Raw genomic sequence first — 15,354 nt, forward strand, 5'->3', positions numbered from 1 at the left:
ACCTAAGGAGGTAATCATGGCTGATTTTGATTTTGGTGACGGCCTGCGTAAGGTCTTCCTCGCCGGCGTTGGCGCTTTGGCGACCACGGTTGAGAAGAGTCAGGAAATTGTCGACGATCTCGTCAAGAAAGGCGAGCTGACCGTCGAACAGGGCAAGGCCCTCAACGCCGAACTCAAGCACAAGGTCGCGGAGGTCAAGGAAGCCTCCGACGCCAAGGCTGCAGAGGAAGTCAAGGAAGCGAAGCCTGAAGCCAAAGCCGAGTAACGTTCAATCGTTCCCATCGCCGTCTGCGCGTCGCATCACGTTCAGACGGCGATTTGCTATGCGGAACTTGCGCGTCATGCGAAACTTGCGTGCCATGCGAAACATGCGAACAATCGCGTGCGATTCGCATGAAACGTGCGAATCGCATGAAATACGCGGGACGCAAGCCCCTATGAATCCTACTCATCGTAATCCGACCAACGTTTGCGAGCAGCGATATGTCTTTGAATTCCCCAATCGAGCCGGACGCGGCCCGCCCCGAAAGCGTGGAACCGGTCACACTCTCTGACCGAGTCAACGCGGTGATCAATCCGACGGCGGACCCCTCGCCCGACGCGGCGGCGGCAACGGCAGCCAAATCCGCGGAAAAAACGGGAATGCCGCAATCGCGCAAACAGAACAGCGCAACCTTTACGCAACCCGAAACCATCGGACTGTTCGGCTCTCGCAAAGACTCCTTCTCGCAGCGTTACCATCTAACGCGACGCGGCAAACTGAAACGACTTGCGCAAATCGCACAGATCGTCAATCAGTTCGACATCGTGCACGGACTGACGCCCATCAAAATGCGTCTCATGTTCGAAGCGCTCGGTCCGACCTTCGTGAAAGTCGGGCAGATTCTATCCATGCGCTCCGAAATCCTGCCCCAATCGTTCTGCGACGAGTTGTCCAAACTACGCGCCGACGCCGATCCTATGCCGTACGGTACGGTATTGCAGGTGCTTGAGGACGAATACGGGCGCCCAGCAAGCGAAATCTTTGACCATATCGACGCCACACCGCTCGGATCGGCAAGTCTCGCGCAAGTGCATCGTGCGAAACTTACCACCGGCGAGGACGTGGCCGTCAAAGTGCAACGTCCGGGTGTGCGCGAAACCATGGCGCAGGATGTGTCCATCATGCGCACCATTGCACGAATCGCCGCCAAAACCATGCGCAGCGCGCAAGTGGTCGATCTCTCCGGCGTGGTCGAGGAATTGTGGGACACCTTCGAATCGGAAACGGACTTCCTGATCGAAGCGCGGAATCTGGCGGAATTCAAACGATTCTGCGAACGCTACAAATATATGGACTGTCCGAAGCCCTACCCGGAACTGTGCACCGAACATGTGGTGGTCATGGATTACGTCGAGGGCATTTCCGTCTCGCATCCCAACGAACTTATCGAAGCGGGCTACGATCTGAAGGAAATCGGCACCAAACTGGTCGACAATTACGCCACGCAAGTGCTTGACGAAGGTTTCTTCCACGCGGATCCGCACCCGGGCAACATTATGGTGCGCGGCGGGCAGATCGTGCTACTCGACCTAGGCATGACGGGTCGGCTCAATGCGAAAACCCGTTCCGTGTTGAAAGACATGATTTTCGCGGTCGCCGAACAGGATTCGCCCGCGCTCGCCGACGGATTGCTGCGGTTTGCCGGAGCTGAAGCCGATTCCGAAGACTACCCGGCCTTGCTGGCCGACCTGGATGTGATCGTTAAGGAATTCGGCACCGTCGACCTTGCCGAACTCGACATCGCCGCCATGCTCACCGCATTGACGCAAATGGCGCAACGCCACGGCATTGAAGTGCCGAGCACCGTCACCACGGTCGGGCGTGCGCTGGTCACTTTGGAAGGCCTGCTCGACGAGTTCATTCCAGACGTGAATATGATTCAGATCATCTCCGACCATATCGCCGCAAGCACGTCGAAGAAGGATTTCGCCAAGGATGAGGCGAAATCGCTGGTTATCGAAGGTCATCAGGCGCTGCACAGCCTGCTCGCTGCCGCCAATGAGCTGAAAGTGGCCTCCCGTATGCTTACGCGCGGCCAGTTGCGCGTGAATATGGAGATGGTCGGTTCGCAGGAACCGATCCATCTGCTTGCCAACATGGTGAACAGGCTTACGATGGCGCTGATCGTCGTCGGATTGTTCATCGGCTCGTCGATTGTGTACTATGCGGGCATCAAACCGGTGATTTTCGGTATTCCGATCGTTGGTTTCCTCGGCTATGTGATCGCGTTCGTTTTGTCCGTCTGGATCGTGTTCGACATTTACTTCAAGGGACGTTCCAACAAAAAGCGATGACGCTAGTCTAGGGGGAGAGTGGATTCGCGTTGGATGAGGCGGCAGGGAAGGTATTCCGTGCCGTGGTGGGGCTGGCCGTTGATGGCGTCCATCAGGTAGCGGGCGGCTTTGCGGCCGATGAGTTCCGTTTCATTGTCGATGCTGGTCAGCGGCGGGCGGGAGCTCTTGGTGAGCACGTCCCAATTATCGTGGCCGATCACCGCCACATCCTCAGGAATGCGTAGATGCTGCGACTTCAACGCGTCAATGCATCCTCGTGCCAGCTGATCGCTCTGGCATACCACGGCGTCGAACTTCACGCCTTGGTCGAGCAGCAGTCTGGTGGCGGCACGCCCCCAATTCTCGTCCCAACGGCCATAGCGAATCGGGCCAGCCGGTTCCAAACCAACCTCGGCCAACGCTTCCAACGCGCCCTTGGTGCGGTCGGTGGAGGCCGTATACGTTTCATCGCCGCCAATAATGGCGATACGGTTGCGTCCGCACGAAATCAAATGATTTACGGCCATGCGCCCGGCGTCCACATTGTCACACGTCACCGAACAATCGTTGGTGTCGGTGGAAGGACCATACACATACACCAGCGGCACGCCCCAATCACGCCCCAGCGACGGGCGCGGATTCGTCTCGCACTGCACAATCAGCAGGCCGTCCACTTTCAGCGACAGCAGTTTCTCTACATGGCTGCGTTCCAGCGCATCGTCACCGCGAGCATTGGCGAGTAGTACCGATGTCGATTGTGCGCGCAGCTCGTTTTCGGCGCCAATAAGAATAGGCGTGGAGAAACGGCCTTGCAGATCGGAAGTGACCAAACCGATGGTTCCGCTTCTGCCGCTTGCCAACGATTGCGCCAGCTTGTTCGGGGAATAGTTGAGTTGCCGCGCTGCCTCCATCACGCGCTCGCGGGTGTCTTCACTGACGCGCGGTTTGCCATGCAGCGCCTTTGAAGCCGTTGCCAAAGACACGTTGGCCAGCGCTGCTACATCTTCAAGCCTTGCTGTTGAGTGAGTATCTGCAGTTGCCATGATGTTCCCCTTTTTTTACGGTGTGACGAAAACGTTGGCTGCGCGTCGATGCGCTTCGCCGCCCTTGTATTGCGTAATATTATACGACAAAACTGCGAAAGTTTTCGCATCGTGTCAAAAAGTGGACAAAACGGCTTTATATAGCCGATTGCTGACATTTTCACTTGCAAATTGCGAAACTTTCGCATTTGCGAAAATGAACACATTTTTCTTTCGCATTTTCTGCATCTCACGTCATTTTTTGCTGTCATAAACGATTCTTAAAATGCTAAGAATCGTTTATTTATAACGGTTTTATCGACATGAATACCTTTGCATTCTGATGTGCGAAAGCGATTTTGCAAAATCTGGAGAAAACCATATACTGAGAAAAGGCTTTCGCACTACGGTTCAATCGAAGGAGAACAACCGGAAATCGTGAAGGCAGACGGCGGAAGGCCCGCCGGATGGCTCAAAGCTGAGCGATACATAGAGAAAGAAGTAGACATGGTGTCTTTCAACAAGGTCACTCGCGTTATTGCCGGCATCGCGGCAACCGCGTTGCTTATTCCGATGGCTGCATGCGGCGGTGGTTCCAGCAGTGGTGGATCCGCGGCTCCGGCCGATATTCCGGCAGCCGGCACTGATGACGGCACTGAGATCACTCTGTGGACCCGTTCTCCGCTGGAGCGTCAGGCCAAGAACGCGGTGAAGGCCTACAACGCCTCCCACAAGAACCAGGTCAAGCTGGAAATCATTCCGAACGACGATATGGAAGGCAAGGTTGGTGGTGCCTCCCAGACCGATTCCCTTCCGGACATTCTCGCCGGTGACGTGGTGCGTATTCCGTACTGGGCTTCTGAAGGCATCTTCACCGACATCACCAAGCAGATCGACGGACTCGACAACAAGTCCGACCTGCAGCAGGGCCACATTGAAGCCGGTACCGTGGATGGCAAGGAATACACGCTGCCGTTCATCACCGACGTTTCCGTGATGGTATGGAACAAGAATCTGTACAAGGAAGCAGGCCTTGACCCGGAGAAGGGCCCGAGCAGCATCGACGAGTTCGTTGAGCAGGCCAAGGCGGTCGCGGCCCTCAACAAGGACGGCGTGGCAGGCTCCTACTTGGCCGGCCAGTCCGGTGGCGCTCTCGTGTTCGACCTGTTCCCGTCCGTGTGGGCTGACGGCGAATCCGTGATGAACGCAGATGGCACCGAAGCCACCCTCGACAACGATTCCATGAAGGCCGTGCTCGACGCCTACAAGGAACTCGCCAACACCACCAACGGCTTGGGCGCAGGCTCCAAGGAAGAAACCGGTGCCACCTGGACCGCTCCGTTCGCCAACGGCAACATCGGTGTGATGCCGTATCCGAACACCTCTTCCACCGCACTGTTCGAAGCTGAGAAGGACGGCGGCTTCGAAGTGGGTGTCACCCCGATCCCGGGCACCAAGGAAGGCAAGACCTCCACGTTCCTCGGCGGCGATGCCATGGGCATCTCCAAGGACTGCAAGCACGTCGCTCAGGCTTGGAACTTCCTCGCATGGCTCATGAGCGATGACGCCCAGAAGGAAGTCTTCGCAGCCAACGGCGACACCGCATCCAACATCCAGACCCTGAAGACCTCCTACGACGATGCCGATCCTCGCGTCCAGACCATCAACTCCGTAATCATCGACGGCAATGGCCAGACCCCGAAGTCCGCAGCTTTCAATGAGGCCTTCAACGCAGCCGGTTCCCCGTGGCAGCTGCTCATCCAGAACGCAGTCTGGGGCGATGGCGATCTCAAGGCCGACAACCAGGCCATCACCGACGTGCTGGGTCAGTGAGGTGAGCCACTGAAAACGAACTTCTCCTCCTTTTTCTCCTTTCCCCGATTTACATAACTTAAGAACAACTGAATATCGAATAACTGAATATCGAAAACAAAAATCGACAGACCACAGTTGTGGTCTGCCATGAAGATCGACAATACTTCAAAAACAATGTCGGTCTTCATGGCGGATTTCAACGGCCGCACGAGACGGAATCGCACTTCCAAACGCATATCCAATCGCTTGGCCATTTATGTCGAAAACCCCGAACGATTCAAGAGAGAGTCGCCAAAAGTGTTCCAAGGAGGGAATATGACTACTGTTTCCAAGAACGCTGCGCCAGTGAAGACGCATCGTTCCAAGGCCAAGGCGGAGGCAACCCGTCGTGGCCTGCTGTATGCGCTGCCTGATTGGCTGATGATCATCATGCTGTTCTTCGTGCCAATCGTACTGCTCGTCATCATGGCCGGTTCCCGCTGGTCGTTGATGGGCGGTAACCGTGGTTGGAATTTCCCTGAGAATTTCGTCAAGGTTTTCGAAAATAAACTGCTCGGACAGTCGGTGTTGTTCACACTTGAATACACCGTGATCGTCACGATTTTCCTGCTGGTGCTCGGCCTTGGCCTGGCGCTGATCGTGCAGGAAAGCACCAAGTGGAACAATATGCTGCGCACGTGCTTCCTGCTGCCGTCCGCAACCGGTCTCGCCTCTGCTTCGCTGCTGTTCTACGCGCTGTACTCCCCGCAGGTGGGCCCCGTCACCAAGATCCTGAGCTTCTTCGGATTGATGGATGAGGGCGGCTCCGTGCTCGCCACCGGCCAGAGCGCGCTGTGGGCCACCATTATTGTGATCGTCTGGCGTTTCTCCGGCTACTACATGCTGCTCATGATGATCGGCCTGCAGGCCATTCCGGGCGACCTGTATGAGGCCGCGCGCATGGACGGTGCTGGCACGTGGCGCATTTTCCGTTCCATCACCCTGCCGCTGATGAAGCCGACCATCGTGATGTGCCTGATCTACTGCGTCACCGGTTCCATCCTCGCGTTCGACCAGTTCTTCATTCTGACCAAGGGCGGTCCGAACAATTCCACCATGACCGTGGTGCAGCTTATCTACAACTTCGCATTCGATTCCAAGAAGGATCTGGGCATGGCGGCCGCACTGTCGCTGATCGTGCTTGCGGCCCTCGTGGTGATCAATTCCATCCAGATGCGCGGTATGCGCGACAACACCAAGTGAGCAAGGGGAGGGAACTCACATGACTACTCCATTGTGGAAGCGCGTAATCGTCTATATTCTCGAAGGTCTGCTGGCTCTGGTCTTCATTTCGCCGCTGATCTGGGTGGTGGTCTGCTCGTTCAGTCCGCAGCCTGGTTCCGCACAATCCAAGGGCTGGGGTGTGAACAACTATCTGACGTTGTTCGGCTACCAGGAAGGCCTGCCGAAGTACCTGTTCAACTCGGTGGTGGTGACGTTGGTCGCCGTGGTGTTCTCCGTGGTGGTGTGCACGCTCGCAGGCTATTCGTTCTCCCGTTTCGACTATCCGGGCCGCAATCTCGGATTCATGGTGACGCTGTCCATTTTGATGGTACCGTATGCGTCTCTGCTGATTCCGCTGATGGTGTGGTACAAGGATATTGGTCTGAACGATTCCTTGCTGGGTGTCGGTTTGGTTATTACCTTGTTCCAGCTGCCGATGAGCACGTTCATCATGCGTAATGCTTTCGATGCGATTCCGAAGGATATGGAAGAGGCCGCCATGGTCGATGGCTGCAACTCCCTGCAGTCGTTGATTAAGATTCTGGTGCCGGTCGTCAAGCCGTCGATGGTCACTGTCGGTCTGCTTGCTTTCCTTGAGGCTTGGAACAATTTCATGATTCCGCTGTACCTGTCGAGTTCGTCGAACGCCACGCTGCCGCTCGCTTTGGTGAACATGCGTCAGCAGACTATGGGCGTCATTGATTACGGTGCCACCGAAGCTGGCGTCGTAATTCTGATGATCCCCGCAGCCATCCTCTTCCTAGCCCTCCAGAAGTACTACGTCAAAGGGTTTATGGCTGGAGCCGTCAAGGGCTGACACCTGGCGATGTCAGCCCTTGGGAGACAGCCCAGTGGACTGTTTCCAGGCTCCGGCCTGAGCAGAACCGAAGGCGGAGTAGCCAAGAGCCGTCAAGGGCTGGCGAAGTCCTTAATCTTAAGGAAATATCATGAATGTAACTATTACTTCTCCTTTCTGGAAGCAGCGTCGCGACCAGATCGTTGAATCCGTCATTCCCTATCAGTGGGGTGTGATGAATGATGAGATTGCCACTGAAGTTCCGGATGATCCGGCTGGCAATCAGCTTGCCGATAATAAAAGTCATGCCGTGGAGAATCTGCGTATCGCAGCCGGTGATGAGACCGGTGAATTTCATGGCATGGTCTTCCAGGATTCTGACATATATAAGTGGTTGGAGGAAGCGGCTTACGCACTGTCGTATCATCCTGATCCGCAATTGCGGGAACTGTGCGATAAAACCGTCGACCTCATCGCACGTGCGCAACAATCGGACGGATATTTGGACACTCCGTACCAAATCAAAACCGGTGAATGGGCGCATCGTGAGCGTTTCACACTGATTCAGCAAAGCCATGAAATGTATGTCATGGGCCACTATATTGAGGCTGCTGTCGCCTATCATGAGGTGACCGGTAACCAGCAGGCGCTTGACGTGGCGTGCCGTATGGCGGATTGCATCGATGCCAATTTCGGCCCGGAGGACGGCAAGATCCACGGTGCTGATGGACATCCGGAAATCGAATTGGCGTTGGCGAAGCTGTATGATGCGACCGGTGAGGAGCGCTATCTGAATCTGGCGCGGTATCTCATCGACGTGCGTGGTCAGGATCCGCAGTTCTACGCCAAGCAGATCGCCGCTGTCGACAACGACTACATTTTCCGGGATCTGGGATTCTACAAGCCCACGTACTTCCAAGCCGCGCAGCCGGTGCGCGAGCAGCAGACCGCTGACGGCCATGCTGTGCGCGTGGCCTATTTATGCACTGGAATCGCACATGTGGCGCGTATTACCGGCGATCAGGGCTTGCTGGATGCGGCGCATCGTTTTTGGAACAACATCGTGTCGAAACGCATGTATGTAACGGGTGCGATCGGTTCCACACATGTGGGGGAGTCGTTCACGTACGATTACGATCTGCCGAACGACACCATGTATGGCGAAACGTGCGCTTCTGTGGCGATGAGCATGTTTGCCCGCCAAATGCTTCTGTTGGAACCGAATGGTGAATATGCCGACGTGCTTGAGCGTGAGCTGTTCAATGGTGCCATCGCGGGCATCAGCCTTGATGGCAAGCAGTATTACTATGTGAATGCGTTGGAGACTTCGCCGGACGGTTTGGACAATCCGGATCGGCATCATGTGCTTTCGCATCGTGTCGATTGGTTTGGCTGCGCATGCTGCCCAGCTAATGTCGCGCGATTGATCGCGTCGGTGGACCGTTATGTGTATACCGAACGTGACGGCGGTCGCACGGTGCTCGCTCACCAGTTCATTGCGAATCAGGCAAGTTTTGATTCCGGGTTGCATGTGGAGCAGCGTTCCGATTTTCCGTGGAACGGTCATATTGAGTACATGGTGGAATTGCCCGCTGAGGCGGCTGATTCGGTACGTTTCGGCGTGCGTATTCCCACATGGTCGGCTGATTCCTATGCGCTGACATGCGATGGTGTTGCTGTGAAGACGGCTCCGGAAAACGGTTTCGTATATTTCGCAGTTGCTCCGGGAACTGCATTGCATGTGGTGCTGGATCTTGATATGGCAGTGCGATTGGTGCGTGCCAACTCTCATGTGCGTTGCGATGCAGGTCGTGTTGCGGTGATGCGCGGTCCGCTCGTCTATTGCGCGGAGCAAGCCGATAATGCCGGCGATCTGTGGACGTACCGTCTTGCTGATGGCGTGGATGTCGCGGATGCCACGGTTACTTTCGAGAGTGATTTGCTTGGAGGTGTTGACGCGGTGACGTTGCCTGCCGTTCGTGAGGCTGCGGATGCCGTGGACGCCCCGTTGTACATGTCCGCTCAGCGTGACGCCTCAGATGAGCGGACGTCGCTCAAGCTGGTGCCCTACTACGCATGGGCCAACCGCGAACTCGGCCAAATGAACGTGTGGTTGCGCAGCTAAACAAAAGAAAGACTTGCTACCCGGCGCTATGAGTGCCATGGTGCCGGGAAGCGGGTGAGCGCGGCGTGATCGATTGGAGCCGAATGCGCCGCGCTGACTGGAATGAGAGACCGGCTGCCCCTTATGGGGTGGCCGGTTTTGTCATAGCCCCTAGTATAAGACGGGAAAATGCGAAAACTTTCCTTTTCGCATAAAAGCCATCGTATGGCAGTTCACTTAGAAAGCATTGGAGAAAACTGAAAGAAAATTTGCGAAACCGTATTCGCGTCATGTATTCTTGAAATGTCGGTGGACGCTCCAATCTCATGTCCATCGCACGACTCTCATTCCTACAGAAAGAAAGTTGGATGCCAGGGAACGAGCCTTGGCAACCAAGGGCCAACGATGGTCCATGTAGGAGGAATTGATGACACCATCAACAAGGAAGAAAGGGATTGTCACGTCATTGGGCGTGCTGACGGCAGTGGCCACACTGTTGTCTGGCGGTGTGATGACCGCATACGCCAATGACGCGCTGGCCAATCCGAACTCTGCCATGGGGTATCCGAGTTTCAAGGGGGCCGCCGACCCGATTCCGGGCACCGGCGTCGCTTTCGATCCCTCGACAAGCTACCTCAAGCAGGTGTTCGATGCGGATGTTGCCAACGGTGCCGGAACCGACACCGCACACGACTTCTGGATCGACAAGATGCTGACGCGCACAGGCACCGCACCAAACGGTACCGGCACCAACGATGCTGGCGACTACAACTATGCGGGCGCAGACAAGAACGAATACCTGTTCTCACGTGGCCGTGCCGCATTCATGTACACGCATACGCCGGAAGCACTTGGTTTCGTAGGAGATGTCGCATACTGGGATCAGACCGGCAACGACGGCTTTACCGTTGAGGTAAGCATTGGCGGTTCCAAGCAGACCCTGCGCGAGAACACCGACAAGCGCAAGCAGACGCCAAGCTACTTCACCACGGAATTCACCAACGGCGACAAGACCATTACCGTCACCGAAGTCAAGTACATCACCTACACCAATGTGATGGTCGCGAATTTCACCATCACCAGCACCACCGGCGGTGACGTAACGCTGACAGCAGCCTCGCCATTCGCACAAGACGGCAATGACGGCGACACTGAACTGACCGGTCGCTTCAATGTGAAGAACGATCTGACCACCATCTATCCACGGTTCTCCGGCAACGGTTTCACCGTAAAGGACGGCAAACTCGCTTCCACCCTCACCTTGGAAGCGAACGTGCCACAAACCACCAAGCTGCAGCTTGGCCTGATCGCCAACGAGTTGCCGGACTCCACCGCGGAATACGAAGCCCGATTCAACGGCGATCTCACCGATCCGGCCGCTTCCTACAAGGATTCCGTGACCACCTACAACCAGTGGTGGGTCGATAACATTCCTTACGTGGAAACCCAGGAACACAATATCGACAAAACCGTGTTCTACCGCTGGTGGCTGAGCCGTTTCAACATGTTGGATGCCAATATGCCGGGCAATACGTTCCAGTATCCGACCTCCATCGAAGGCGTGCTCGGATACAACAACCAGATCGTGCTGACATCCGGCATGTTCATCAACGACACCAAGTGGTTCCGTAACGCCGAATACTCGTACGGCACTTGGGTGTCGGCCGGGCAGACAGCCAAGAAAGGCCAGTCCGGGTATTACTACTACCACGACAATCCGGGCGATCCAGCCAATTGGAACCACAGCTACACGCAGTACATCACCAAGGCCGGTTGGGACTCCTACAAGGTGCACGGCGGCCCGTCATCATTGGCTGAAGCGTTGGGTGATTACGGTTCCGAAGATGTCAAAGGTCTGCTCAATTCGCAAAGCGAGCCAGACAGCAACGACAACCAGAATAGCAACGGCAACAAGCTGATCGACTGGTCGTGGTGGTCCATGACCGGCAACGATGCCGACGCGGTGTCGTTCTCCGAACCCGGTCGTTCCGGCCAGCGTATGGACCGTGCCGACGGTTCCGCCAACATGTGGGCCAACGCCAATGCCGCCGCGCAAGCATACAAGGCTGCCGGAGACACCGAAAAAGCCGCTGAAATGCAGCAGATCGCCGACGCCATCAAGCAGGATGTGCTCGACAACCTGTGGGATTCCGACAGCAAACTGCTGCTGCACAAGTGGCTGAACGACGGTCAATTCGCGAAATACAAGGAACTCAACAACTACTATCCGTATTCCGAAGGTCTGATGCCGATCGGCAATGATGATTACGATAGTGCGTTGCGCTTGTTCGAAGATGCCGACGAATTCCCGATTTTCCCGTTCTTCACCGCGAATCAGGCAGACAAGAAGGCGCTGAATTTCCCAGGATCAAACAATTTCTCCATTATCAATGCAACTCCGCTGCTGCAAATCTATTCTGCGGGAATCCGTGATTATAATGCTGCAGACAACGGATATATCACGAACGAATCGTTCAAGAAACTGCTGTATTGGGTGGCGTTCTCGCATTATCAGGGAGGCGACAACCAGTATCCGGACCAGAACGAATTCTGGAATATGGATAATAATTCCGCAGGAAGCACGATTCCGGAGAAGAACGCCGACGCCAGCAAGAACGGTGGAAAGATCACCTACCGTTCCTGGATTCACCACACCCAGCTTGGCACCACCAACTGGACGATTGTGGAAGACGTGGCAGGTATGGTTCCGCGTGAAGACAACAAGATTGAACTCAATCCGATCGAGATTCCCGGTTGGAACCACTTCACCGTCAACAACCTGAGCTACCACGGGCAGGATCTGTCGATCGTATGGAACAACGACGGCACCTACAACGCTCCGAAGGGATATACCCTGTATGTGGACGGCAACGCCGTGTTCACCTCCGATAAGCTCGCCCACCTCATCTACGATCCGGCCAGTGGAACCGTTGAGGTTGCCGATGATTCCGGAGCGGTGATCACCGGCGCGACCACCGCCACCATGCCGAACGCCAACGAAGTGACCTACGCATCGAACAGCAGGGTTACGCAGATCTTCGCGCAGTCCGGACAGAACGTGGACGAAGCGTCCAAGAGCCAGGCCAACGTGGCCAAGGACGCCGATGTGGAAGCCACTTACGAAACCAAGGGATACCCGGCAACCAATGCAGTGGACGGCAAGAACGTGATGGAATCCTTCTGGGGCACCAAGGGATCCAAGAACGCCAAGGATTCGCTGACCGTAACGTTCAAGAATGGCGTGCAGAACATCGACGACGTGCGTTTGTACTTCTACCAGACCTCGTCCAGCCAGACGATTGCCGGCTACAGTGAGCCGTCGGTGTACACGCTTGAATATCAGGATGAGGCCGGCGCATGGCATGTCCTGCCGAACCAGGTGCGTACGCCTACTTACGCGGGAGCCAACTACAACCGCGTGCAGTTCTCCAAGGTCGTGGCCAAAGCCATTCGTGCCACCTTCACTCCGCAAGCAGGTCAGGCCATTGGCTTGAAGGAGATTCAGGCCTACGAAACCGACATTGTGCCGGAAGGCGAACCTACGAACCAGGCGCCAAGCGTTGACGCCTACATTGCCAGCAGCACCTCGTCCGGTGCGCAGCTGGTGGGCACGGTGAAGGACGACGGCCTGCCGTCTGACACGCTCACCACCACATGGGAGCAGGTGTCTGGCCCTGAAAACGGCGAAGCGAAGTTCGTCGACGCAACCGCTGCCAACACTACGGTCACGTTCAACCGTGAGGGTGACTATGTGCTCAAACTCACCGCATTCGACGGTGAGAAGACCGGTTTCAAGGAAGTCACCGTTCACGGCATTCCTTCCGACGGCACGGTGAATGTGGCTTCACAGTCCACTGCGAGCGCCAGCTTCACCAATCCATATCAGGCGAAGGACAATGCCAAGAAGGTTATCGACGGTCAGGTGTTGTATACCAATACTCCGAATGAGACCTGGAATAATTGGGGTGACAATACCGGTACCGAGCCGTGGCTGCAGCTTGCCTGGGATGGCACTGTTCCGTTGAAGAAGGCGAAGCTGTTCTTCTGGACTGACGGTGGCGGTGTGCCGATGGTCAAGTCGTGGAAGTTGCAGTATGCGGATGAGAATGGCGATTGGCAGGATGTGAAGCTTGCCGCCGGCCAGTCTTATACCACGATGCAGGGTGAAGGCAATGAGGTTCGTTTTGCCGAAACGGTGGAGACGAACAAGTTGCGTGTGCTGTTCCCGAAGGGTGCCATTGTTGGTGCTACCGAATTTGAGGCGTATGCGCTTGATCCGGTGAGCGTGGATGGCGTGAATCGTATGGTGCAGACTGGCAGCAAGGCTGCCGATGTGAATCTGCCGAAGACGGTGAGTGCCAGCTATACGGACGGTTCCCGTCGTGACTTGAGTGTTGCGTGGGATGCCATCACTGACGATCAGCTTGCTTCCGATAGCGAGTTTGCGGTTTCCGGAACGGTTATTGGCGCGCTCGCTGGAACCAAGGCCACTATTGGCGTGCGTTCCGACGCGCAGTCTCAGACTGCTGGTGCGGCTCAGCCGATCGAACAGACGGTGTACCAGAATTCCAAGTCGGTGGCTTTGCCGTCTGTGGTTCCGGTGCGATTCCCCAATGGCATGCTTGACGATCGCACGGTTATGTGGGATGAGGCAAGTGTTGCCGGCGTCAGGTTGGACACCATCGGCGATTATGAGGTGTCCGGCACGGCTGAGGGTTCAAGCTCGCAGGCCAAGATTACAGTGCATGTGGTCGCCGATCCGAATGGTGGTGCCGATCCTGATCCTGAGCCGACGCCGGATCCCAAGCCGGAGCCCGATACTCCGTTGACTGGTTGGATTGAAGGCAGGGCCATTGACACCACGGTGAGTGCCGAGGCGAGCTGGTCTCCGGCTTCCGGCAAGCTCAACGATGGTGTGCTGGTTGACGATACGTGGCCGTCTGATGATGACGCCGATGTGAATGGCCGCGTGTGGGGCAGCTGGGGTCAAGCTTCCGCTGGCATGTACGCGCAGTACACCTGGAGCAAGGAAGCCACCGTCGATTCCAGCCGTGTGCAGTTCTGGGCCAACTTCGCGGAGCGTAATGATGCCAAGGGTGGTTTGGATGTTCCGGACAGCTGGAAGATTCAGTACTTGGCTTCTGATGGTATATGGAAGGATGTGGAGAATGCGCAATACTCCACCGTGCGTAATTCCCCGGCCTCACGTGCCTCTGACGATGCTCAAGGCTGGAGCGTGGCCACATTCACTCCGGTGAAGACCACGTCGTTGCGCTTGGTGCTTGATCCGCCGACCGCCGAGGGCGTCACCTTCGGTCTGGCGGTTGCCGAGTGGGGCGTGCATGCTGCGGAAAGCACTCCTGATCCGGAACCGACTCCTGACCCGGATCCAACCCCTGATCCGGAACCAAGCGTGGACAAGAGCAGGCTCGAATCCACCATCAACGCAGCCGGTTCCGTGCAACAAGCTAATTTCACGCCGAACAGCTGGAAGGCATTCTCCGAAGCCATGGGTAACGCTCAAAAGGTGTATGCGGACGAGAGCGCCACCCAGGATCAGGTGGATGCGGCCATCAAGCAGCTTGAAGAAGCCCAGCAGACACTGGTGAAGAAAGCCGACACCACTGAGTTGAAGACGGTTCTTGACCAGGCACAGGGCGTCAGCGGTGACCTCTACACCGAAGCCAGCGCCAAGAAGTTGGCTGAAGCAGTGGATGCCGCCTCCAAGGTGCTGAACGATGAGAACGCCACCCAAGCTGATGCGGATGCCGCAGTCAAGCAGCTGACCGAGGCCATCGCCGGACTTGAACTCAAGCCAGCACCGAAGCCGGACGACGACAAGACCGACCCCAAGCCGAATGCCAAGCCTGGAAACAAGCCGGTTTCCAAGTCTGAAGTCAGTGCCGCAATCAGCAGCACCGGCAGCAATGTCATCGGCATCGCCGTCGTAGGAATGATCGTCCTGCTGACGGGAGCCGCCATCATGCTGACGCGCCGCAACCGCGACTAGCGCTAGCAATTGCTCAAGTCCTCTTACG

General features: G+C 56.2%; 8 protein-coding genes. 7 read left to right on the forward strand and 1 reads right to left on the reverse strand.

Annotation, left to right across the window (positions count from 1 at the left end; genetic code table 11):
• Nucleotides 1-16: 16 nt before the first annotated feature.
• Nucleotides 17-265: a phasin family protein gene (locus tag BBPC_RS00610; RefSeq protein WP_033512759.1), complete on the forward strand. Its 249-nt coding sequence runs from the start codon at nucleotides 17-19 to the stop codon at nucleotides 263-265.
• 218 nt (nucleotides 266-483) lie between these two features.
• Complete coding sequence (locus tag BBPC_RS00615; RefSeq protein WP_004220333.1) at nucleotides 484-2,337, forward strand: ABC1 kinase family protein; 1,854 nt, start codon at nucleotides 484-486, stop codon at nucleotides 2,335-2,337.
• Between the two features lie 2 nt (nucleotides 2,338-2,339).
• Here BBPC_RS00615 and BBPC_RS00620 read toward each other — a convergent pair whose 3' ends face one another.
• Nucleotides 2,340-3,359, reverse strand: a complete 1,020-nt coding sequence (locus BBPC_RS00620) for a LacI family DNA-binding transcriptional regulator (RefSeq protein WP_004220332.1) — start codon at nucleotides 3,357-3,359, stop codon at nucleotides 2,340-2,342.
• Nucleotides 3,360-3,845: 486 nt separating this feature from the next.
• Between BBPC_RS00620 and BBPC_RS00625 the strand changes: the two genes are divergently transcribed.
• The 5 genes from BBPC_RS00625 (at nucleotide 3,846) to hypBA2 (ending at nucleotide 15,326) form a co-directional block, all read left to right on the forward strand.
• Entirely contained in the window at nucleotides 3,846-5,171 is a 1,326-nt protein-coding gene (locus BBPC_RS00625; protein WP_033524183.1) for an ABC transporter substrate-binding protein, read from the forward strand.
• Between the two features lie 297 nt (nucleotides 5,172-5,468).
• The gene (locus tag BBPC_RS00635) at nucleotides 5,469-6,395 is read left to right on the forward strand and encodes a carbohydrate ABC transporter permease (RefSeq protein WP_021913224.1); all 927 of its coding nucleotides are present in this window, start codon (nucleotides 5,469-5,471) and stop codon (nucleotides 6,393-6,395) included.
• 19 nt (nucleotides 6,396-6,414) lie between these two features.
• Nucleotides 6,415-7,233, forward strand: a complete 819-nt coding sequence (locus tag BBPC_RS00640; protein WP_003836777.1) for a carbohydrate ABC transporter permease — start codon at nucleotides 6,415-6,417, stop codon at nucleotides 7,231-7,233.
• A gap of 130 nt (nucleotides 7,234-7,363) precedes the next feature.
• Nucleotides 7,364-9,337, forward strand: a complete 1,974-nt coding sequence (locus BBPC_RS00645; RefSeq protein WP_004220327.1) for a glycoside hydrolase family 127 protein — start codon at nucleotides 7,364-7,366, stop codon at nucleotides 9,335-9,337.
• A 406-nt stretch (nucleotides 9,338-9,743) separates the two neighbouring features.
• The gene (gene hypBA2 / locus BBPC_RS00650) at nucleotides 9,744-15,326 is read left to right on the forward strand and encodes a beta-L-arabinobiosidase HypBA2 (RefSeq protein WP_004220325.1); all 5,583 of its coding nucleotides are present in this window, start codon (nucleotides 9,744-9,746) and stop codon (nucleotides 15,324-15,326) included.
• Nucleotides 15,327-15,354 lie beyond the last annotated feature (28 nt).

This window comes from Bifidobacterium pseudocatenulatum DSM 20438 = JCM 1200 = LMG 10505, from assembly GCF_001025215.1.
Taxonomy (GTDB): domain Bacteria; phylum Actinomycetota; class Actinomycetes; order Actinomycetales; family Bifidobacteriaceae; genus Bifidobacterium; species Bifidobacterium pseudocatenulatum.

Excerpts from the sequence above, each read along its gene's own strand:
- BBPC_RS00635 (WP_021913224.1), top strand. The coding sequence starts at position 5,469 with ATGACTACTGTTTCCAAGAACGCTGCGCCAGTGAAGACGCATCGTTCC.
- BBPC_RS00615 (WP_004220333.1), top strand. The coding sequence starts at position 484 with ATGTCTTTGAATTCCCCAATCGAGCCGGACGCGGCCCGCCCCGAAAGC.
- BBPC_RS00625 (WP_033524183.1), top strand. The coding sequence starts at position 3,846 with ATGGTGTCTTTCAACAAGGTCACTCGCGTTATTGCCGGCATCGCGGCA.
- BBPC_RS00610 (WP_033512759.1), top strand. The coding sequence starts at position 17 with ATGGCTGATTTTGATTTTGGTGACGGCCTGCGTAAGGTCTTCCTCGCC.
- BBPC_RS00640 (WP_003836777.1), top strand. The coding sequence starts at position 6,415 with ATGACTACTCCATTGTGGAAGCGCGTAATCGTCTATATTCTCGAAGGT.
- BBPC_RS00620 (WP_004220332.1), bottom strand. The coding sequence starts at position 3,359 with ATGGCAACTGCAGATACTCACTCAACAGCAAGGCTTGAAGATGTAGCA.
- hypBA2 (WP_004220325.1), top strand. The coding sequence starts at position 9,744 with ATGACACCATCAACAAGGAAGAAAGGGATTGTCACGTCATTGGGCGTG.
- BBPC_RS00645 (WP_004220327.1), top strand. The coding sequence starts at position 7,364 with ATGAATGTAACTATTACTTCTCCTTTCTGGAAGCAGCGTCGCGACCAG.